Source organism: Paenibacillus sp. FSL H7-0737, assembly GCF_000758545.1.
Classification (GTDB): domain Bacteria; phylum Bacillota; class Bacilli; order Paenibacillales; family Paenibacillaceae; genus Paenibacillus_AQ.
In genome coordinates this window covers 6144770-6166920 of sequence record NZ_CP009279.1, presented here as the reverse complement: position 1 = coordinate 6166920, position 22151 = coordinate 6144770, and the positions used below count along the sequence as shown (strand labels likewise).

The 22151-nt window shown below is 46.3% G+C and carries 14 protein-coding genes, 1 tRNA gene and 2 rRNA genes; 16 read left to right on the top strand and 1 reads right to left on the bottom strand.

Annotated features, from left to right (window positions below; all coding sequences use genetic code 11):
* From rfbD to H70737_RS26975, 13 genes are all read left to right on the top strand, one after another.
* Complete coding sequence (gene rfbD, locus H70737_RS27030; RefSeq protein ID WP_042194606.1) at nucleotides 1-864, top strand: dTDP-4-dehydrorhamnose reductase; 864 nt, start codon at nucleotides 1-3, stop codon at nucleotides 862-864.
* A 118-nt stretch (nucleotides 865-982) separates the two neighbouring features.
* On the top strand, nucleotides 983-2005 hold the full coding sequence (locus H70737_RS27025; RefSeq protein WP_042192237.1) for a glycosyltransferase family 2 protein: 1023 nt from the start codon (nucleotides 983-985) through the stop codon (nucleotides 2003-2005).
* Nucleotides 2006-2162: 157 nt separating this feature from the next.
* On the top strand, nucleotides 2163-3062 hold the full coding sequence (locus tag H70737_RS27020) for a glycosyltransferase family 2 protein (protein ID WP_042194604.1): 900 nt from the start codon (nucleotides 2163-2165) through the stop codon (nucleotides 3060-3062).
* The gene (locus tag H70737_RS27015; RefSeq protein WP_042192233.1) at nucleotides 3059-4465 is read left to right on the top strand and encodes an undecaprenyl-phosphate glucose phosphotransferase; all 1407 of its coding nucleotides are present in this window, start codon (nucleotides 3059-3061) and stop codon (nucleotides 4463-4465) included. The genes H70737_RS27020 and H70737_RS27015 overlap by 4 nt, the downstream gene beginning before the upstream one ends.
* 121 nt (nucleotides 4466-4586) lie before the next feature.
* Nucleotides 4587-5453: a phosphatidylinositol-specific phospholipase C/glycerophosphodiester phosphodiesterase family protein gene (locus H70737_RS27010; protein ID WP_042192230.1), complete on the top strand. Its 867-nt coding sequence runs from the start codon at nucleotides 4587-4589 to the stop codon at nucleotides 5451-5453.
* Between the two features lie 227 nt (nucleotides 5454-5680).
* Entirely contained in the window at nucleotides 5681-6400 is a 720-nt protein-coding gene (locus H70737_RS27005; RefSeq protein WP_442950245.1) for a heptaprenylglyceryl phosphate synthase, read from the top strand.
* A 160-nt stretch (nucleotides 6401-6560) separates the two neighbouring features.
* Nucleotides 6561-8900, top strand: a complete 2340-nt coding sequence (gene pcrA, locus H70737_RS27000) for a DNA helicase PcrA (protein WP_042192226.1) — start codon at nucleotides 6561-6563, stop codon at nucleotides 8898-8900.
* A 78-nt stretch (nucleotides 8901-8978) separates the two neighbouring features.
* Entirely contained in the window at nucleotides 8979-10991 is a 2013-nt protein-coding gene (gene ligA / locus H70737_RS26995) for an NAD-dependent DNA ligase LigA (RefSeq protein WP_042192224.1), read from the top strand.
* A gap of 201 nt (nucleotides 10992-11192) precedes the next feature.
* A complete protein-coding gene (locus H70737_RS26990; RefSeq protein WP_042192221.1) occupies nucleotides 11193-11900 on the top strand; it encodes a response regulator transcription factor in 708 nt (235 codons plus the stop codon).
* Nucleotides 11901-11919: 19 nt separating this feature from the next.
* A complete protein-coding gene (locus H70737_RS31410; protein ID WP_231573351.1) occupies nucleotides 11920-12531 on the top strand; it encodes a histidine kinase dimerization/phospho-acceptor domain-containing protein in 612 nt (203 codons plus the stop codon).
* A gap of 37 nt (nucleotides 12532-12568) precedes the next feature.
* On the top strand, nucleotides 12569-13033 hold the full coding sequence (locus H70737_RS31405) for a sensor histidine kinase (RefSeq protein ID WP_231573350.1): 465 nt from the start codon (nucleotides 12569-12571) through the stop codon (nucleotides 13031-13033).
* Nucleotides 13034-13097: 64 nt separating this feature from the next.
* A complete protein-coding gene (locus H70737_RS26980) occupies nucleotides 13098-13697 on the top strand; it encodes a hypothetical protein (RefSeq protein ID WP_042192219.1) in 600 nt (199 codons plus the stop codon).
* Nucleotides 13694-15601, top strand: coding sequence for a transglycosylase domain-containing protein (locus H70737_RS26975; protein ID WP_042192217.1), 1908 nt, complete (start codon nucleotides 13694-13696; stop codon nucleotides 15599-15601). The genes H70737_RS26980 and H70737_RS26975 overlap by 4 nt, the downstream gene beginning before the upstream one ends.
* 12 nt (nucleotides 15602-15613) lie before the next feature.
* Here the strand turns inward: H70737_RS26975 and H70737_RS26970 are convergent, their stop codons facing one another.
* Nucleotides 15614-16870 (bottom strand): MFS transporter, encoded by a 1257-nt coding sequence (locus tag H70737_RS26970; RefSeq protein ID WP_052404440.1) that lies wholly within the window; start codon nucleotides 16868-16870, stop codon nucleotides 15614-15616.
* Between the two features lie 412 nt (nucleotides 16871-17282).
* On the opposite strand from H70737_RS26970, the gene H70737_RS26965 reads away from it, so the two are divergent.
* The 3 genes from H70737_RS26965 to H70737_RS26955 all read left to right on the top strand — a co-directional run bounded on the left by H70737_RS26965 (nucleotide 17283) and on the right by H70737_RS26955 (nucleotide 22127).
* Nucleotides 17283-18840 (top strand): 16S ribosomal RNA (locus tag H70737_RS26965).
* Between the two features lie 101 nt (nucleotides 18841-18941).
* Nucleotides 18942-19017 (top strand) — tRNA-Ala (locus tag H70737_RS26960).
* A 181-nt stretch (nucleotides 19018-19198) separates the two neighbouring features.
* Nucleotides 19199-22127: ribosomal RNA gene (locus tag H70737_RS26955) — 23S ribosomal RNA — on the top strand.
* The 16S and 23S rRNA genes sit together here with 1 tRNA gene alongside, the layout of an rRNA operon.
* Nucleotides 22128-22151 lie beyond the last annotated feature (24 nt).

Below are 22151 nucleotides of genomic sequence, written 5' to 3'. Positions count from 1 at the left end.
CTGAAGGTACTTGTTACAGGCGCGGCCGGACAACTAGGCCAGGACGTAGTTTTACTAATCCAGCATCAAGGTCACCAAGTGATGGGCTGTGACCGTCAAGAGATGGATATCACCGATCTGGATCAGTGTATCCAGGTTATTGGTGAGTTTGGACCGGATGCTGTCATTCATTGTGCTGCGCATACAGCAGTAGATGCGGCAGAAAGTGACATCGATGCAGCTTATTTAATTAATGCAACGGGCAGTCGAAACGTAGCGCTAGCTTCTGAAAAAGCTGGAGCTAAGCTGGTGTACATTAGTACGGATTATGTATTTGATGGTTTGGGAGTACAGCCTTACCATGAGTATGATAATACAGACCCTAAGAGTATATATGGTAAATCGAAACGTGCGGGCGAGGTGCTCGTTCAATCCCTCTCCTCTAAGTATTTCATCGTACGCACATCATGGGTGTATGGTAAATACGGGAATAACTTTGTCAAAACAATGCTAAAGCTTGGTCAAGAAAAGCCAATGCTTCAAGTAGTCGATGACCAAAAGGGTTCGCCTACCTATACAGTTGATTTAGCTCGTTTCTTACTTGAGCTTATCCAAACTGAGAAGTATGGTGTATACCATGCGTCAAATAGCGACTCATGTACTTGGTTTGAATTTACACAGGCAATTTTTGCAGAGGCTGAGGAAGTTTTAGGTTTGAAATTTACCGCTAAGCTTGAACCGTGTGCTACAGAACAGTTCCCGAGACCTGCACCACGTCCTCGGAATTCGGTGATGGAGCATCTGTCGATACGTACGAATGGATTTGAGGATATTCGACCTTGGCGTGAGGGCCTGAGAGATTTCCTCTTAGAGCTAAAAGAATAAGATAGTAGCAATTGAAACTCCCAAATCGGTTATAACGATACGGGAGTTTTTTGTATTCTTTCGTTATAATAAGAAGGGAGTGTGTAGTTAACAAGAAATTACAAAGTCGAGGATACTCATGAATAACAAAACAGTAAGTGTACATATCGTCACCTATAATAGTGCTGATGACATCATAGATTGTATAGAGGCAGTAATGGCACAGGACTATTTGGTCAAAAAAATTGTCGTAGTGGACAACGCTTCAACTGATGGTTCGGCGGATAAGGTCAGAACGTTCTATCACCAGTTTAACTCGGACTCACCCGCTGCATTCTTGGTGGGGCATGAAGCTATGAACTCCGCAAGGGAGATAAAGCAATATCCAACAATTGACCTTCTGGAGAATGAGCTTAACACAGGCTTCGCCCCAGCCCACAATCAAGCGATTGCCGCTACGGAAACAGATTACGTGCTCGTCCTTAACCCTGACCTAACGCTTGCTCCAGACTATATTTCCAGACTAATCACACAGATGGAGAATAATCCGCAGATTGGCAGCGCCACAGGCAAGCTTTTGCTAAAGGCAGATCATGGGCTGGTAGACAGCACAGGTCTCCTTATGAACAGAGTACGCCGTGCATTTGATCGCGGTGCGGGTGAGCCAGCTGACCAATGGACGCAATCGGGTTCTGTATTCGGTGTATCTGGAGCGGCTGCGATGTATTCCCGACGGATGATCGACGACATAAGTGTTGATGGCGAGTTTTTTGATGCAGACTTTTTTGCCTATAAGGAAGATGTGGATGTGGCTTGGAGGGCGGAGTTATTTGGCTGGCAGGGATATTATGATGCTGAGGCGATCGGGTATCACGAACGTGGCTGGAAAACGTCTGGTCGTAACACTAAGCCGTTGTTCATCCGACGAATATCTTACATTAACCGCTACAAAATGATCTACAAGAATGAACCGACTCGAACTTTGCTGAAAACAATCTTCATTTCTCTCCCCTATGAAATTGCAGCTCATGGTTATATGCTTCTGAGAGAGCCAAAGTTAATTACAGCGTGGAAGTCCTTTTTTACTCAGCTCCCTGCGTTAAAAAAGAAGCGGGAGTATATACAAGCCGCGATAAAAGAGAGAAAGAAACACAAAAGCTAAACCGCATCTGGAAAAACCTCCCTGAAACGTCACCTCCTCTCAGGGAGGTTTTATGTTATAATTATTGTCGGTAGATTACTATATTTGTCAGGAGCGTTACGCAGTGAATGTAGATGTAAGCATACTTATTGTTAATTACAACACGTGTCGCCTGACGATGGATTGTCTCAGGTCGGTGTATGACTCAGCAACGAACTATTCCTATGAGATTATTTTAATAGACAACAATTCCAATGATGATTCAGTAGAGAAGATTAGTAGAGAGTTTCCAGGTGTAATGTTGATCGCAAATAACGACAATGTCGGTTTTGCCCGTGCTAATAATCAGGGGATGGAAGCTTCATCCGGACGGTATGTGCTGCTGCTGAATTCAGATACGGTGGTACGTAAGGATACGCTAGAGACGATGATCTCCTTTATGGATAGTCGGCCTGATGTAGGAGCGTCAGGGTGCAAGATTATTTTACCGGATGGCTCGCTGGATAAAGCTTGCAAGCGGGGGTTTCCTACACCGTCTGCTTCGTTCTATTATGCTTTTGGATTTAGTAAGCTATTTCCGGATCGTCCGAGGTTTAACGGTTACCAGTTAGGTTATCTGGACCCTGATCTTGATTACCCGATAGATTGTCTGGTTGGTGCGTTTATGCTGCTGCGGCGGGAGACGATTAACCAGGTGGGTGGATTGGATGAAGAGTTCTTTATGTACGGTGAGGATTTAGATTGGTGTTATCGTATTAAAGAGGCTGGTTGGGAGATTTATTATTATCCGAAGACCTCTATCGTACATCTTAAAGGCGGCAGCGCCAGACGCAGACCGTTTAAGATCGTCTATGAATTCCACCGGGCAATGATTTTATTTCATCGTAAGCATTATAGTAAGAAGTACAACAGTATGATAAATGGAACAGTATATGCCGGCGTAGGTGTGAAGTTCGCACTTTCGCTTTTGCGGAATGCCTTAACTTCACCTAAAACAGTCCCATCACCTGCTCAGAGTCTTAACTCCGCTAATGAAACAGGTGCACGTAACGAAAAGAATACTGAGGTGAATTTATGATTCGGCGTAATCAGAAATTTTTGACACAGCTCTATATGGTGGCTGACTTTCTTGTCATCCAGCTGTCCTTCCTTATAGCCTGGTGGTTAAAGTTTAGAAGTGGTTGGATGGAGTACGAAAACCCGTTGCCTGTAGAGTCGTACGCTTACTGGAGCATGATTTATGGCGGAATTGCAGTGCTAATCGGTATACTGCTGTCGCTGTATTTGCCGAAGCGTAAGAAACGGTTTGTCGATGAATTCATTAAGATTTTCCAAGTGCATATTATGGGCATTTTCATTCTGCTCGGTCTGATGTTTTTCGTGAAAGAAATAAATATCTCCCGAACATATCTAGCTCTTTACATGGGATTGAACATTCTTTCTATTATGCTGTACCGTTATGTACTGAAGAAGATGCTTAAATCTTTTCGCGAAAAAGGCTTCAACCGACAGTTTGTACTTATCATCGGTGCAGGTACGCTAGGCAAAAGATTCTACAATAATCTAGAGCAATATCCTGAACTTGGATATGAAGCGATTGGCTTCTTGGATGACTATCATACATGGGATGGAATTGAGGAACAACGATATAAACCGATTCTTGGAACAGTTGACCAGTTGTCTGGAATGCTAGAAATGCTGCCTGTGGATGAGGTTATACTTGCGCTGCCACTTGATGCACATTCGAAGTATCCTTCAATTATTGCGGCCTGTGAAAAAGCAGGCGTGCGCACATTGATTATCCCTGACTTTTTCGACTACTTACCAGCCCGCCCTTACTTTGATAACTTTGCAGGCATGCCGATGATTAATGTTCGTGATATTCCACTAGATATGACGGGTAATAAGATGGCAAAACGATTGTTTGATATTGTGTTCTCTTTGTTCGCTATTATTATGATCTCTCCTGTGATGCTTATCGTGGCTCTTGGTGTTCGTCTGACCTCTCCGGGACCGATTATATTCAGGCAGGAACGTGTGGGATTGAACCGTCGTAATTTTATGATGTATAAGTTCCGCTCCATGAAGATGCAGCAGGACGGCGAAGAGGATACGGGCTGGAGTACGCGTGAAGATCCTCGTAGAACAAGATTTGGAACCTTTATCCGTAAGACAAGTCTGGATGAGCTTCCGCAATTTTTTAATGTGTTACTGGGACATATGAGTGTGGTTGGACCTAGACCAGAACGCCCATATTATGTGGAACAGTTCCGTGATGAAATTCCGAAGTATATGGTAAAACACCATGTACGACCTGGAATTACAGGTTGGGCACAGAGCAATGGACTCCGCGGTGACACTTCCATCGAGGAGCGGATCAAACACGATATTTTCTACATCGAGAACTGGTCTTTACTGTTTGACATTCGAATTATTTTCAAAACGATTCGCAACGGCTTCGTCAACAAAAATGCTTATTGATTCCTGCACTTATTTTGGATTTATTAAACTTTTATACGATCCCCGTTTCTACCTATGGTAGAGCGGGGTATTGTTTATCTATTGTTTTATAATCTAAACTTCGCAAAGGAAACTCTCAACTATGGATAAGAAAAAGATTGTTGCAACCGTGATTGTAATTGGAGCTCTTATCATGTTACTTGTAATCGCTTTTAGTAATGAAGACAAGCAGCCTGCAAGTGGCTTTGAAGCTCACAAGGTCGTAGCACATGCCATGGGTGGCATTAACGGCCATACATACACCAATGCTTTTGAAGCATTTGTTGCTAATTATGCACAGGGAACTCGCGTATTTGAAGTAGACTTGTTATTATCGGCTGATGATCAGCTAGTAGGTAGGCATGAGTGGTCAGGCAACATGAGTAAGCTTTTAGGTCAGTTGGATATTCTTCCTGCTAATAAACAAGGGGTAGTACTAGATTATAAGGAATTCATGGACAGCCCAATCCTGAATATATACTCCCCGATTGATGTCGAGAAGTTGCTTGATCTGATGCAGCATTATCCAGATGCTTATATCGTGACCGATACGAAAGAAATCAAACCCGAACTTATAAATAAACAATTTACATTGTTGGTAGAAGCGGCGCAGCGCCGGGATCCAGCCATATTAGATCGGATTGTTCCACAAATATATAATCAGTCGATGCTTGATGAGATCAATAAGGTGTATTCTTTTCCAGAAGTGCTTTACACTCTGTACCAATCCAAGGATACGAATGAACAAGTTATTGAGTTTGTTAATAAAACAGGTGTGGATATTACCATGCCAGTTGGCCGAGCCAACAAGAGCTTTGTTAAAAAGCTGCAGAAGGCCGGAGCTCGTGTATATGTTCATACAGTAAATGAAGAAGCTGAAATTAGGGAGCTCGCCCGTATGGGCGTGGATGGTTTTTACACTGATTTTGTACCCGAAAAGGATTTGATTAACATCTCAGGTGTACGTTGAAATCTTACACTACTTATTACCATTAATATATCCCCACAAAGTGCTGCTTTCCCTAGATGCGTATTCAGGTACTTTGCGTGGTGCCCCAAACATAACACGAAAAAATGTTCGCATTTTTGTTCGCTTTAAATTGACACACCTGCTGTGCTGGCATAGACTAGATCTATATCTTTTGCGGCGGCAGGAGTGTCTTTGTCTTGCCCAAATGACTATTAAGGATGATTCTCATGAAATCAGTGCAGCAAATGATCAAACCTTGGCGGCATGTATTTAAGCTAGACCCTGACCGGATGATTTCGGATGAGGATTTGGAGGCCGTTTGCTTATCTGGCACGGATGCCATACTGATAGGGGGCTCAACAGGAGTAACCTATGAGAATACAGTGGATCTCCTAGCAAGAGTAAAACAGTTTGAGTTAACTTGTGCACTTGAGGTATCCGAACTTGAAGCTGCTGTTCCCGGATTTGATCTTTATATGATCCCTATGGTGCTTAATACGCCCGATCCAGCTTGGATTGTAGGCCATCATCGCCGAGCTATTGAACGCTATGGATTTATGATTCCATGGGATTCGCTTCTAACGGAAGGTTATATTGTGCTGAATAGTGACTCTTCAGTTGCACGGATTACAGGGGCTGAGACGGCCATTGATGCTGAAGAAGCGGCTGCTTATGCTCAGGTTGCGGACAGGCTGATGTCACTGCCGATTGTTTATCTTGAATACAGCGGTAGGTTCGGGGATATGGAGACTGTGCGGACGGTACGCGAAATGGTGGATCACGCCCAACTTTTTTATGGTGGGGGCATTACTTGTGAGGCGGAAGCCGAGCAGGCAGCAGCTCTATGTGATACAGTAGTGGTCGGCAATATTATTTATAGTGATGTACAGCAGGCACTGCTAACAGTTGCGGCTGTAAAAAAGACAGTACAAGAGAAATTCGATTAAATTATAAGAAAGTATAAGTTTCACGTTATACATTATCCTTATATTTTTCGCATAAACACTTACCTTCCTTATAAGGACGCCAAAGGCGTTTATGCTTAGTGGTTATTTTTAGGACTACTTATGATTGGTGATTTTATATTTAGAAAGGAGCATGTTACACATGCAACTTATTAGCATACAAGACGCAGTAAGTCGACTGAATCCTCCACAAAGACAGGCTGTCGAAACTACTGAAGGACCACTTTTGATTATGGCTGGTGCGGGCAGTGGGAAGACGAGAGTGTTGACTCATAGAATTGCCTGGCTGATTGCCAATCGAAAGGCGCCGCCTTGGGCGATTTTGGCGATTACGTTTACGAATAAAGCCGCGCGGGAAATGCAGGAACGTGTATCTAAGCTTGTCGGACCTGAGGGAAGAGATATCTGGGTATCCACCTTTCACTCTATGTGTGTTCGGATTTTGCGGAAGGATATCGAGCGGATTGGTTTTACCTCCAACTTTTCCATTCTGGACTCTACAGATCAGTTATCCGTAATACGTAACTGTATGAAGGAACTGAATATTGATACGAAGAAATTCGAACCAAAAGCTGTGCAGGCTATCATTAGCGCATCCAAGAATGAGCTGATCACTCCGGCGCAGTATGAGCAGAAGGTTGGCGATTATTTTGAAGGCTTAGTTGCAAAGGTATATAAGATGTATCAAAGGCGTCTAAGAAGCAATAACTCGCTTGATTTTGATGATTTGATTATGAAGACCATCGAACTGTTTAAGGAAGTTCCCGAGGTACTTGATTTCTACCAAAAGAAATTCAAATACATCCACGTGGATGAGTATCAGGATACGAACAGAGCGCAGTATATGTTGTGCCGTATGCTCGCTGATAGCCACCACCGGATTTGTGTGGTAGGGGATAGTGACCAGTCGATTTATCGCTGGCGCGGAGCGGATATTACGAACATTCTTAATTTTGAAGAGGACTATCCAGAAGCGAAGACCATTCTTCTAGAGCAGAACTACCGTTCAACTGCTAATATCTTGAATGCAGCCAATGGTGTGATCGCACTCAATAGTGGACGTAAGCCGAAGAAGCTGTGGACCGATTCCGAGGAAGGCGCCAAGATTAAGGTATACCGGGCGGACTCCGAGCATGATGAAGGTTACTTTGTAACCGGAGAAATCAGCAAAAATGTGAAACAGGGTCAAGCCTACCAGAATCATGCGATACTGTATCGTACGAATGCCCAGTCACGGGTAATCGAGGAAATTCTAATTAAATCTGATATTCCGTATCAAATCGTAGGCGGGATTAAGTTCTATGATCGTAAAGAAATCAAAGATCTGCTCGCTTATTTACGCCTGTTATCTAACCCTGATGATGATATCAGCCTGACGCGTATTATTAATGTACCTAAGCGGGGATTAGGGGATACAACGGTTGGTAAGCTGGTGGCTGCGGCTGGTGAGCGTGGTGTTTCTATTTTCCGCGTACTGCAAACTGTAGATGATTTGGGCTTTGCCGGACGGACGCGGAATATGCTAGTAGAGTTCTACGATATGATTGAAGCTCTGCACCGTATGGTGGAGTTCTTGTCCGTAACAGAACTGACGGAAAAAATACTGGAGATGTCGCAGTACCGTTTGGAGCTGCAAAATGAAAACACTCTCGAATCTCGCTCGCGACTAGAGAATATCGATGAGTTCTTGTCCGTGACGATGGAGTTTGAAAAGAATAACGAGGACAAGTCGCTTGTCTCCTTCCTCACGGATCTTGCACTTATCGCAGATATTGATAGTGTGAATGATGATGAAGAGGACCGTAGTGACGCTGTAGTCCTGATGACGATGCACAGCGCCAAAGGTCTGGAGTTCCCAACGGTATTTATCGTCGGGATGGAAGAAGGCGTGTTCCCGCACAGCCGAGCCTTCCAAGACAACGATGAGCTCGAAGAGGAACGCCGGCTTGCATATGTAGGGATCACCCGCGCCGAGAAACAATTGTTTCTCTCTTGCGCGCGGATGCGTACGCTCTTTGGGCGGACGACGGCGAATCAGCCGTCCCGCTTCATTGAAGAGATTCCGGAGGAGTTGAAGGAAGATACCGCGAAGACGCAGGACCGCTTCCAACGCGGAGGCTCAGAGGTAGGCGGTGCTTACGGCGGACGCGGCTTCAGTGGCGGCAGTCGTGGGAACTTCGGCGGCCGAAGTGGAGCTGCTGGTGCGGCGCCGATTGGCAGCGGAAGCACAGCGTCCGCAGCGACAAGCAAGAGCAGCGTGACCGTAACCTCCGGAGGCGCACAGCGCGCTACTGGAGCAGGGGCTGCAGCAGCTGGCGAATACAAAGCGGGTGATAAAGTTTCGCACGGCAAATGGGGCACTGGCACCGTTGTAGCTGTAAAGGGCACCGGGAATGATACGGAGTTGCAGATTGCTTTTCCGGCACCAGTGGGTGTAAAACGACTGCTTGCAGGGTTTGCGCCGATTACCAGGGTGGAATAATAGTAGGAAACGATTAACGAACGGATATTTAGACCACGCTAACCATTAGGAAACTTATTGACGGAGGGATGTACCTGCATGGATGCTATGCATGTGATGGAAGAGCTTGTTGCGGAGTTAAATAATTATAATTACCACTATTACACGCTGGATGCTCCGCTAGTCAGCGATAAGGAATACGATGTTTTATACGACAAGCTTGTAGCACTGGAGGCTGAGAGTGGCTTCGTACTACCGGATTCACCTACACAACGTGTAGGTGGAGAGCTGCTTAAGGGCTTCACGCCGCATCGGCATCTGGCTCCGCTTTGGAGTCTCGATAAAGCACAGAATATTGAACAGCTGCGGAGCTGGAATACGCGGGTACTCCGCTTAGTGAATGAGTACAATCTTAAGAACCCAGGCAACCCTCTACCTGATCCTTGTTATGCAGTAGAACTGAAGTTTGATGGCTTGACGCTGAATCTAACCTATCGGAATGGTGTTCTCGAACAGGCATCGACGCGTGGTAATGGTGTCATTGGTGAAGGAATACTTGCTCAGGTGAAGACCATTAAGTCTGTTCCATTAACGATTCCTTTTAAAGAAGGTGTTATTGAGGTTCAGGGTGAAGGGATTATGAATCTGTCTGTGCTCGCTGATTATAATACCCGGGCTGCAGAGCCGCTTAAGAATGCACGTAATGCGGCGGCAGGTGCACTGCGCAATCTTAATCCGAAGACTACTGCAGAACGTCGTTTGAATGCATATTTCTATAATGTAGGTTTTGGAGAAGGTGTAGAGTTCGCCGATCATCAGGAGATGATGGATTTTCTACGGAATAACAAATTCAAAGTAAATCCTTATCTGACTTACTGTAATGATTTCGATGATGTGACTGAGCAGCTTGCTGGAATCGAGGAGAGTCGTTCAAGTCTTGATTACCTCATTGATGGAGCGGTGATCAAGGTGACGGATTTCCGTATTCGTGAAGTTCTTGGTTACACTGACAAGTTCCCTCGCTGGGCAGTGGCTTATAAATTTGAAGCTGAAGAAACAACGACCGTGCTTGAGTCTGTTAGCTGGAATGTAGGACGTACAGGTAAAGTGACTCCTTTAGCTCGTGTTGAAGCCGTAGAGCTTGCTGGAGTTACCGTACAGAATTGCACATTAAATAATGTGGGCGATATTGAGCGCAAAAACTTGAAATTCGCCTTAGGCTCACGAGTGTTTATTCGGCGTTCTAATGATGTTATCCCGGAAATTCTCGGCAAGGTAACGGAAGAGAATGACGGAGGAGAAATTATTTTCCCTGAGGATTGCCCGGCTTGTGGATTTCCGCTAGAAATGCGCGGTGCGCATCTTTTCTGTAATAATAAGCTGAACTGTAGACCGCAAATTATTAGTCGGATCACCCATTTCGCTTCACGAGATGCGATGGATATTGAGACGTTTAGTGAGAAGACGGCAGGTCAGCTCTACGACGAGCTTAATGTTCATGATTCTGCGGATCTGTATGAATTGTCCTTTGAGCAGCTTGTACAGCTGAACCGTTTCGGGGAGAAAAAAGCACAGAATTTGCTGCAAGCGTTAGAGGATAGCAAAGGTCGCGATCTCGCCTCATTCCTCTTTGCGTTAGGAATCCCTAACACAGGTAAAGCAACAACTAAGATGCTGGCTGATCATTTCCGCGATCTGGATGCTGTGATGCAGGCTAAAGCGGAAGAACTTGCCGAGTTGCCAGACATTGGCGGGATTGTCGCCGAGAGTATTGTTAACTTCTTCGCAGATCCTATAGTTGTGGCGAATGTTGCTCGGTTGCGGGCGCTTGGGGTTGAAGCAAAAGCTCCTGAGGCCGCACGCCCTGTTAGCACGGATTCCTTCTTTAGCGGAAAAACGGTAGTGTTGACCGGTTCATTACAAAAGCTTACACGTGACGAAGCCGCCGAACGTCTGGAAGCACTCGGAGCGAAGGTGTCTGGAAGTGTATCTAAGAAGACGGATTTGGTTATTGCCGGCGAGAAGGCAGGTAGTAAACTGGCCAAAGCACAGCAGCTGGGCATTCAGGTCATCGAGGATGAGGATGAGCTGATTCGACTGCTGGAGATGTAAGCATAATTTTACTAAATTCTAAAAGGGTACCAGTTCCATTTCGTTTAAGTACGAGTGGAGCGGGTACCCTTTTTTGCGTAACCTATTTATTGTCGTTCGATTTTAAGTACATGTATCTATTTTCGAGGAAAAACGTTCGATGGATCTGCTAATATAGAAGCTAAAGATAATTATTACTATATTTGAAAGGAAACCCCTCCTGTGAAGAGAGAAACGATTTTGTTAGTAGATGATGAGAAGGAAATTGTAGAGCTGTTATCGATATACCTCTGTAATGAGGGCTATCGCCTGCTTAAAGCTTATGATGGGATGGAGGCACTGGCGTGTCTGCAGAAGGAAGAAGTGGATCTAATCATTCTTGATGTCATGATGCCTAAGATGGATGGATTAGCTGCATGTATGAAGATCCGTGAAGATCGGAAGATGCCGATTATTATCCTTTCAGCCAAAAATACGGATATGGACAAAATCTCAGGACTTAGCATAGGAGCGGACGACTACGTGGGCAAGCCGTTTAATCCTTTGGAGATTGTGGCACGAGTTAAGTCACAGCTGCGTCGTTATCACGCTTTCAATAAAGATAGTAGTAGCCTAGGGAATGACAGCAAACTGAGCTTTGAAGATTTAACTATAGATACGTCTAAGCATGAGGTACATATAGACCAGCAGAAGATTAAGCTGACCCCCCGGGAATTTTCTATTTTAGAGCTTTTGGCAAGGCACCAAGGTCAAGTGCTCAGCTTAGAGCAGATATACGATAAGGTGTGGAACGAACCATTTTTAGATGGGGGCAATACTGTTATGGTACATATTCGTAACCTCCGCGACAAAATCGAAGTGGATTCGAAGCGCCCCCGTTATATCCAAACCGTCTGGGGAGTTGGCTATAAATTAGATGGACCTTCCTGAAAGGATTAGGTGAGGCTTCTTGAATTCAAAATATATAACTACGATTCGTTGGAAGTTTATATACGCCTTTTTGCTTAGTGTGCTTTCCGGTGGATTACTGCTGTTTGCAGGTTACCAGCTCGTTAATTTCATGATCTATCTGAATCCAGTGTCAGAGTCGGCTCCCTATTCACGTATCTTACGCTGGATCATTAATCATATTGGCTCTATGCCACTGCTGACCGCAGCTGGTATTATCAGCTTTTTACTGTTCTTTTTTATCTATACTCGTAAAGTAGTACTGTATCTGGAGGAGATCACCAAAGGAATTCGGGAAATCACAAGCTCCGGGATGTCGCACCGAATTGAAGTCAGAACCACGGACGAGCTGGGAGTGCTGGCTGAGAATATTAATGAAATGGCTGAACGTTTGCAGCACTCTGTGGAAGAGGAACGTAAAGCTGTGAATGCAAAAAATGACTTGATCACGGGTGTCTCCCACGATTTACGAACCCCCCTTACCTCTGTCCTCGGTTTTCTGGAATATATCGAGCAAGATCGATGCCAGGAAGAAGTAGAAATACGATATTACGTGAGCATAGCCTACAACAAATCCCTTGTGCTGCGTAAACTAATCGACGATCTTTTTTGAATATACACGCGTAAATAGTGGGGAATACCCTCTGGTTATGGAGCGATTAGATTTAAAAGCATTTATACGGCAGCTAGCGGAAGAGTCAGTTCCCGAACTAACAAAGGCTGAAATGACCTATGAGATCGATGACCAAGCTGATGAGTTGTGGATAGAGGCTTCCCCTAAAGAATTAGTTCGTGCTTACGAAAATTTGATTACGAACGCGATCCGTTACGGTAGAAGCGGCGGGAAAGTGGAGATTGGTTTCAGTAAAAGGGGAAATGAAGCGGTTATCCGCATTAGCAATTTTGGAGAGATGATCGCAGAGAGTGATATTCCGTTTATTTTTGAACGATTCTATCGAGCAGAGAAGTCTCGTTCACAGCATACAGGCGGTTCAGGCCTAGGTCTTGCCATTTCCAAAAGTATCATCGAACGCCACAATGGCGTTATTTATGTAGAAAGCTCCCCACATCGGACGGATTTTATCACCTATTTCCCATTCTTCATAGAATCTTAAGAAAACTCTTGGCGGGTTCTTAAGATTTGGAGGATATCCTTGTGAACACAAGGAGGGAATGACTATGCATAAACTTCGGACGGTTCGCATCCATTATCTTTATATTTTTATAGGGAGTGCTCTTTTGAGTGCTGCCTTTCTTTTTGTTGTCCAGCGTGGTGTTGCTTTGCTGTATGCTCATTATTCAGGGCAATCAGGCGTCTTTTTTGTTCGTCTTATCCACTGGGTTATTAATCATATTGGAACAATCCCCAGCGCCATAATTCTATTTGTTCTATTCTTCAGCGGGTTGTTTATTCTCCGTTCACAGAAAATTGCTGATGATTTGCACGCGGTATTGATTGGGACCTTAGAGCTGGCAGACAAGGGAGTAACAAAAGAAATCAAGGTCCTTTCTGGAGGAGAATTGGGCCAAATCGCCGCTAACCTGAATCGCAGGCAAAGAATTGAAGTTCCAAACAGAGGCGTAGCAACAGAAACGATGCAGGACACACCAGCTGTAGCTTTATTGATAAGAACTCGGGCAATTCTCCGTGCTCTCCGTGAGGTAGAGGAGGCTGACAACACGGATGATGGGATGGAAGCCCAAGCACTTCTTGAAGCAGCGAGTGTTGAAGCCCGTAGTATGGAGCGGTTCTTAGAGAACCTGATTATAGAATCATGAATGCCGTTACCGAAAAAAAACAAAGTGTAGCCCATTCAGGCAAGGATGGCAGATGGATCGTGCGTACCCGGATACTCCGTCTGGGGTATTTATTATTTGATGGGAGTATCATTGGAATAATAATAGCGCTCGTGGGTTTGCTTTACGTATTTCAATACGGCGGGCAAGTGGTTAAACAGCAAGAGGATAAACTTCAGCTGCCGGAATCGAGCATCATTAAGACCTCGGATGGGACGACATTACGAATGATCCCTTTACCGGGCTCGGGGTATAGACATTCAGCGGAGCTGGAGGAAATGCCTGCATTATTGATAAATACTTTTTTAGCGGTGGAGGACCGGCGCTTTTATAGGCATCAGGGATTAGATTATAAAGGAATTTCTCGCGCTTTTCTAAATAATATTGTGGATATGGATCTCTCCGAGGGCGGGAGTAGTATTACTCAGCAGCTAGCTCGCAATCTTTATTTGAATAGGAACAAGAATGTCATACGTAAGCTAAACGAAGCATCCATTGCTCTTGCATTGGAGAGGCAGTTATCAAAACGAGAGATTCTAGGGCTTTACCTTAATCAGATTTATATGGGGCGTGGACAATATGGAGTAAAGGCAGCTGCGGAGCGTTACTTCGGCGTATCCGATTTGAAAAAACTAGAAATATGGCAAATCGCCACCTTGGCGGGAATCCCTAAAGGACCGTCTATTTATAATCCGGTAGACAATAGTACATTATCCAAAACAAGAAGGAATCTCGTTCTACAGATTATGTTAGATCAAGGACTGATTACTAAAGAACAAATGCTTGAGGCCAGAGATAAAAAGTATCAACCTCCCGCTGCGAACAAAGTAGAAGTCATTGGTGTGCATTATGTGGACGCTACGCTTAAGGAAGCGGCTCAGATCACTGGGAAGTCTGTGGAGGAGCTTCGAACGGGTGGCTACACTATCGTTACAGGGTTGAACATTAAAGCACAGCAGGCGCTAGAGCAGGCATTTCTAAAGGGTTCTTCTTTTCCGCCTGACGGAAAAGATCAGCAGGTAGAAGCAGCTATGACCATAATGGATCATCGTACAGGTGAAGTGGTGGCACTAATTGGTGGGCGTGAACAAAATGAGGGGAGCTTGAACAGAGCTACAATAGATGCGCGGCAGCCAGGCTCCAGCTTCAAGCCGATCATTGATTATGGACCCGCGCTAGAGAGCGGGAAGTTTAGCCCGAATAGCATACTTTCTGATCGCAAATACGCTTATGGAAACTATGTACCTGAGAATTTGAACGGTGTGTATCAAGGTCAAATCACAATGAGTAGAGCGCTGCAAAAATCCGTGAATGCGCCAGCTGTTTGGCTTTTGAAGCAGGTTGGAATCTCCTCTGCACGGCAATTTGCAGCCAAATTAGGAATTGTACTGACAGAGGAGGATAACCATTTATCAATAGCTTTAGGAGGGCTTCATAATGGGGTATCGCCACTTAAAATGACACAAGCCTATGGTGTCTTTGCTAATGGAGGTAAATTCAATGAGGCTCATATGGTACGCACGATAATGGATTCAAAAGGGAAGGTTGTGTATTCACATCTCTCCGAATCACGGCAGGTAATATCGCAACGAACCGCAGAGGCAATGACGATGATGCTACGTAATGTTGTCAATGAAGGAACGGGCAAAAAAGCGCAAATGAACAGGCCTGTAGCGGGGAAAACCGGAACAACCCAATTGGATCTGCCAGGCGTAAGCAAGAAAGCTAACCGGGATTTGTGGTTTGTTGGTTATACTTCGGAATGGACAGCTGCAGTGTGGATTGGGTTTGATCGTACAAATAAGGATAATTATATGACAGAGGGCAGCGGGAAGGCTGCCGCTCTATTTTCTACAGTCATGAGTAAGGCGTTAAGTGGTTACTGATGTTACTGATGTTTATTGAGCGGCCCATTCTTCTAGTTTCTCGTCTCTAGGAAGCAGGAGAGCAAGGAAACCCAAAAGAGGTAGGAATCCACAAGCTATAAACACTTTTGAAATTCCAATGCTGTCAATCAGATTGCCGAGTACCAAGGAGCCAATTCCTCCGAGCCCAAAAGCAAGACCAGTGATTAACCCTGAAACTGTTCCGATATTGCCTGGATAAAGCATCTGAGCATAGATTACAGTAACAGAGAAGCTGGACAAAAGGATGAAGCCGCCAATCAGTAAGAGTATAGCTGCCCACATTTGGTTCACGAAGGGTAGAGCCAGTGCGAAGGGCACTGTTCCGACCATAGAGAGAAGAATGAGATTACGCCGTCCGAAGCGGTCTGCCAGTGGGCCTCCAAAGAATGTACCGACAGCTCCAGCTGCCAGATACATAAAAATATAGATTTGGGCCTTATCAAGCGTCATTTGATATTTGTCCATTAAATAGAAAGCGTAGTAACTGCCGATAGAAGCGCCGTACCAAGATCTTACAAAGACTAGGAACACGAGGATGATTGTTGCCGTTCGAATACTTTTGCGGCGGGTAGGATCGATTGCGCGAGCTGTTGATTTCTTATGAAACGTATATCCCGCATCCAGCATCTCTCGATACCAGCGAGCGACATAGGTCTGTACGGCAATTCCGGCAGCCGCAACGATAGTGAAGCCAAGAGCCCCGATCTGCCCAAAGGGAATGAATATCCATTTCGTGAGCATTGGTCCTAAAGATTGTCCAGCGTTACCGCCGACTTGAAAAATAGATTGCGAAAGACCTTTCCGTTGACCGGCAGCCATATGAGCAACACGCATGCCTTCCGGATGAAAGGTAGCAGATCCGAAGCCAATTAGCATGACGGAAAACAATACAAGAATATAGTTGTTGGCATAAGCCAATAAAAGTACGCCTAGAAATGTGCTGCACATACCCAGTGGTAACAATATAGGACGTGGCTTACGATCAGCCGCATACCCAATGACTGGTTGGATAACGGAGGACGTCATGTTTAAGGCAAAGGAGATCCACCCGATCTGAGCGAAGGAGAGCATTAAGTTATCTTTGAGAATAGGAAAGATTGCAGGGATGACTGCCTGAATAGAATCGTTAAATAAATGAACAAAGCTGACAGCCAGCAAAATCTTATAGATTGTTGCTTGCTGCAGATTACGGAGCTCCTTGTCCTTGGTGTTTGTTTGGGCCGCAGCACTAGATGGATTGTTTTTCATTTAGACTCCTCTCGTACGTATTATTAGAAGTTAATATATGGGATTACGATAAATTCTATTTAGCCATAAATTAAGGATTATTGGAATCAATTTGTGTTGGTTTGTGCTAGTTTGAAAGTATTTATTCGTAGATTATTTTTATTTCAAAAAAAGCTTGCAAACATAAGAACAGCATGGTATATTATCTCTTGTGCTTATGACGCATCGAACAAATGAAACACAAACGATGAAAAAATAAGTTGACAAGAAATACGACAATATGATATACTCTAATTCCTGTGCAAGAGACAGTTGATGTCGAAATGCCGGGAGCAAGTTCTTTGAAAACTGAACAAATGGAACGCGTTAATTTTTAAAAGATTCATTTAATGAATCGTCAGTTTCAAAATGAGCATATCGCTCTTTTCAATACTAATTGGAGAGTTTGATCCTGGCTCAGGACGAACGCTGGCGGCGTGCCTAATACATGCAAGTCGAGCGGAGTTACTTTGAAAGCTTGCTTTCAAAGTAACTTAGCGGCGGACGGGTGAGTAACACGTAGGCAACCTGCCCCTTAGACTGGGATAACTACCGGAAACGGTAGCTAATACCGGATAATTTCTTTTTTCTCCTGAAGAAAGAATGAAAGACGGAGCAATCTGTCACTGAGGGATGGGCCTGCGGCGCATTAGCTAGTTGGTGGGGTAACGGCCCACCAAGGCGACGATGCGTAGCCGACCTGAGAGGGTGAACGGCCACACTGGGACTGAGACACGGCCCAGACTCCTACGGGAGGCAGCAGTAGGGAATCTTCCGCAATGGACGAAAGTCTGACGGAGCAACGCCGCGTGAGTGATGAAGGTTTTCGGATCGTAAAGCTCTGTTGCCAGGGAAGAACGTCCGGTAGAGTAACTGCTATCGGAGTGACGGTACCTGAGAAGAAAGCCCCGGCTAACTACGTGCCAGCAGCCGCGGTAATACGTAGGGGGCAAGCGTTGTCCGGAATTATTGGGCGTAAAGCGCGCGCAGGCGGTCATTTAAGTCTGGTGTTTAAACCTTGGGCTCAACCTGAGGTCGCACTGGAAACTGGGTGACTTGAGTACAGAAGAGGAAAGTGGAATTCCACGTGTAGCGGTGAAATGCGTAGATATGTGGAGGAACACCAGTGGCGAAGGCGACTTTCTGGGCTGTAACTGACGCTGAGGCGCGAAAGCGTGGGGAGCAAACAGGATTAGATACCCTGGTAGTCCACGCCGTAAACGATGAGTGCTAGGTGTTAGGGGTTTCGATACCCTTGGTGCCGAAGTTAACACAGTAAGCACTCCGCCTGGGGAGTACGGTCGCAAGACTGAAACTCAAAGGAATTGACGGGGACCCGCACAAGCAGTGGAGTATGTGGTTTAATTCGAAGCAACGCGAAGAACCTTACCAGGTCTTGACATCCCTCTGAATCCACTAGAGATAGTGGCGGCCTTCGGGACAGAGGAGACAGGTGGTGCATGGTTGTCGTCAGCTCGTGTCGTGAGATGTTGGGTTAAGTCCCGCAACGAGCGCAACCCTTAACTTTAGTTGCCAGCAGGTTAAGCTGGGCACTCTAGAGTGACTGCCGGTGACAAACCGGAGGAAGGTGGGGATGACGTCAAATCATCATGCCCCTTATGACCTGGGCTACACACGTACTACAATGGCCGGTACAACGGGAAGCGAAGCCGCGAGGTGAAGCCAATCCCATCAAAGCCGGTCTCAGTTCGGATTGCAGGCTGCAACTCGCCTGCATGAAGTCGGAATTGCTAGTAATCGCGGATCAGCATGCCGCGGTGAATACGTTCCCGGGTCTTGTACACACCGCCCGTCACACCACGAGAGTTTACAACACCCGAAGTCGGTGGGGTAACCCGCAAGGGAGCCAGCCGCCGAAGGTGGGGTAGATGATTGGGGTGAAGTCGTAACAAGGTAGCCGTATCGGAAGGTGCGGCTGGATCACCTCCTTTCTATGGAGAATCGTCTTCTGCAATGAAGACATTCAAATCGGAAGCTAAGCTTCCAAAATCATTTAACGCGTATCCATTTGTTCGGTTTTGATGGAATTTGCGGGGCCATAGCTCAGCTGGGAGAGCGCCTGCCTTGCAAGCAGGAGGTCAGCGGTTCGATCCCGCTTGGCTCCACCAACAAACTTCATCTATTTGTTATGTCTAGAATATCTTTAAACTTGATCCTTGAAAACTGGATACCGAAACGAATTTGCGTTTTAGAACATCTTTTAGCTAAAACTTGTGTAAACAAGTACGTTAGTTATTAGCTGGAAGCGAAGATTTTCAATTGTGCGAACAAGCGAAACATCGGAGCGAAGGTTAAGCTAATAAGAGCACACGGAGGATGCCTAGGCGCCAGGAGCCGACGAAGGACGTGGCGAACAACGAAACTGCCTCGGGGAGCTGTAAGCAAGCTTTGATCCGGGGGTGTCCGAATGGGGAAACCCAGCTGTGGTAATTCGCAGTTACTCATCTCTGAACACATAGGAGATGTAGAGGCAGACCAGGGGAACTGAAACATCTAAGTACCCTGAGGAAGAGAAAACAATAGTGATTCCGTCAGTAGCGGCGAGCGAACGCGGAACAGCCTAAACCTAAGAGCTTGCTCTTAGGGGTTGTGGGACGTCTCACATGGAGTTACAAAGGAATATGGTAGGTGAAGAGGTCTGGAAAGGCCCGCGATAGAGGTAAAAGCCCTGTAGCCTAAACTGTGTTCTCTCCGAGACGGATCCCGAGTAGTGCGGGGCACGTGAAACCCCGTATGAATCCAGCAGGACCATCTGCTAAGGCTAAATACTACCTGGCGACCGATAGTGAAACAGTACCGTGAGGGAAAGGTGAAAAGCACCCCGGAAGGGGAGTGAAATAGAACCTGAAACCGTGTGCTTACAAAAAGTCAGAGCCCTATTAATGGGTGATGGCGTGCCTTTTGTAGAATGAACCGGCGAGTTACGTTTAACATGCAAGGTTAAGTCGAGAAGACGGAGCCGCAGCGAAAGCGAGTCTGAATAGGGCGATTTAGTATGTGGACGTAGACCCGAAACCGTGTGATCTACCCCTGTCCAGGGTGAAGGTGCGGTAACACGCACTGGAGGCCCGAACCCACGCATGTTGAAAAATGCGGGGATGAGGTGGGGGTAGCGGAGAAATTCCAATCGAACTCGGAGATAGCTGGTTCTCCCCGAAATAGCTTTAGGGCTAGCCTCGGTATAAGAGTAGTGGAGGTAGAGCACTGATTGGGTGCGGGGTCCGCAAGGATTACCAAGCTCAGTCAAACTCCGAATGCCATATACTTATTGCCGGGAGTCAGACAGTGAGTGCTAAGATCCATTGTCAAAAGGGAAACAGCCCAGACCATCAGCTAAGGTCCCCAAGTGTGTGTTAAGTGGGAAAGGATGTGGAGTTGCACAGACAACCAGGATGTTGGCTTAGAAGCAGCCACCATTGAAAGAGTGCGTAATAGCTCACTGGTCGAGTGACTCTGCGCCGAAAATGTAACGGGGCTAAACACACCACCGAAGCTATGGCTAGATACGTATGTATCTGGGGTAGGGGAGCGTTGTATGTGGGTTGAAGGTGTACCGTAAGGAGCGCTGGACAGCATACAAGTGAGAATGCCGGTATGAGTAACGAAAAGATCAGTGAGAATCTGATCCGCCGAAAGCCCAAGGTTTCCTGAGGAAGGCTCGTCCGCTCAGGGTAAGTCGGGACCTAAGGCGAGGCCGAAAGGCGTAGTCGAAGGACAACAGTTTGAAATTACTGTACCACCGTAATCCGCTATGAGCGATGGGGTGACGCAGGAGGGTAGTGACGCGGACTGATGGATATGTCCGTCTAAGCAGTGAGGCTGATGTGTAGGCAAATCCGCACATCGTTAAGGCTGGACTGTGATGGGGAGCGAAAATTGTAGTAGCGAAGGTCATGATCTCACACTGCCAAGAAAAGCCTCTAGCCAGGAGAAGGTGCCCGTACCGCAAACCGACACAGGTAGGCGAGAAGAGAATTCTAAGGCGCGCGGAAGAACTCTCGTTAAGGAACTCGGCAAAATGACCCCGTAACTTCGGGAGAAGGGGTGCCCCGGTAGTGTGAATAGCACGAGGGGGCCGCAGTGAAAAGGCCCAAGCGACTGTTTAGCAAAAACACAGGTCTGTGCGAAGCCGCAAGGCGAAGTATACGGGCTGACGCCTGCCCGGTGCTGGAAGGTTAAGGGGAGTGGTTAGGGGTAACCCGAAGCTATGAACCGAAGCCCCAGTAAACGGCGGCCGTAACTATAACGGTCCTAAGGTAGCGAAATTCCTTGTCAGGTAAATTCTGACCCGCACGAATGGCGTAACGACTTGGGCGCTGTCTCAACGAGAGATCCGGTGAAATTTTAATACCTGTGAAGATGCAGGTTACCCGCGACAAGACGGAAAGACCCCATGGAGCTTTACTGCAGCTTGATATTGAATTTGGGTACGATCTGTACAGGATAGGTGGGAGCCGTAGAAATCGGAGCGCAAGCTTCGGTGGAGGCGCCGTTGGGATACCACCCTGATCGTATCTAGGTTCTAACCTAGTACCCTAATCGGGTACGGGGACCGTGTCAGGCGGGCAGTTTGACTGGGGCGGTCGCCTCCTAAAGAGTAACGGAGGCGTTCCAAGGTTCCCTCAGAATGGTTGGAAATCATTCGAAGAGTGCAAAGGCATAAGGGAGCTTGACTGCGAGACCTACAAGTCGAGCAGGGACGAAAGTCGGACTTAGTGATCCGGTGGTACCGCATGGAAGGGCCATCGCTCAACGGATAAAAGCTACCCTGGGGATAACAGGCTTATCTCCCCCAAGAGTCCACATCGACGGGGAGGTTTGGCACCTCGATGTCGGCTCATCGCATCCTGGGGCTGAAGTAGGTCCCAAGGGTTGGGCTGTTCGCCCATTAAAGCGGTACGCGAGCTGGGTTCAGAACGTCGTGAGACAGTTCGGTCCCTATCTGTCGTGGGCGCAGGAAATTTGAGAGGAGCTGTCCTTAGTACGAGAGGACCGGGATGGACGTACCGCTGGTGCACCAGTTGTTTCGCCAGAAGCATGGCTGGGTAGCTACGTACGGACGGGATAAGCGCTGAAAGCATCTAAGCGTGAAGCCCCCCTCAAGATGAGATTTCCCAATTAGTAAGACCCCTTGAAGACGACGAGGTAGATAGGTTGGAGGTGGAAGTGCAGTAATGCATGGAGCTGACCAATACTAATCGGTCGAGGGCTTATCCTATACTTAAAATGCAAATTCAATTCG

Excerpts from the sequence above, each read along its gene's own strand:
- H70737_RS27025 (WP_042192237.1), top strand. The coding sequence starts at position 983 with ATGAATAACAAAACAGTAAGTGTACATATCGTCACCTATAATAGTGCT.
- H70737_RS27020 (WP_042194604.1), top strand. The coding sequence starts at position 2,163 with ATGGATTGTCTCAGGTCGGTGTATGACTCAGCAACGAACTATTCCTAT.
- H70737_RS27015 (WP_042192233.1), top strand. The coding sequence starts at position 3,059 with ATGATTCGGCGTAATCAGAAATTTTTGACACAGCTCTATATGGTGGCT.
- H70737_RS27010 (WP_042192230.1), top strand. The coding sequence starts at position 4,587 with ATGGATAAGAAAAAGATTGTTGCAACCGTGATTGTAATTGGAGCTCTT.
- H70737_RS27005 (WP_442950245.1), top strand. The coding sequence starts at position 5,681 with ATGAAATCAGTGCAGCAAATGATCAAACCTTGGCGGCATGTATTTAAG.
- pcrA (WP_042192226.1), top strand. The coding sequence starts at position 6,561 with ATGCAACTTATTAGCATACAAGACGCAGTAAGTCGACTGAATCCTCCA.
- ligA (WP_042192224.1), top strand. The coding sequence starts at position 8,979 with ATGGATGCTATGCATGTGATGGAAGAGCTTGTTGCGGAGTTAAATAAT.
- H70737_RS31405 (WP_231573350.1), top strand. The coding sequence starts at position 12,569 with ATGGAGCGATTAGATTTAAAAGCATTTATACGGCAGCTAGCGGAAGAG.
- H70737_RS26980 (WP_042192219.1), top strand. The coding sequence starts at position 13,098 with ATGCATAAACTTCGGACGGTTCGCATCCATTATCTTTATATTTTTATA.
- H70737_RS26975 (WP_042192217.1), top strand. The coding sequence starts at position 13,694 with ATGAATGCCGTTACCGAAAAAAAACAAAGTGTAGCCCATTCAGGCAAG.
- H70737_RS26970 (WP_052404440.1), bottom strand. The coding sequence starts at position 16,870 with ATGAAAAACAATCCATCTAGTGCTGCGGCCCAAACAAACACCAAGGAC.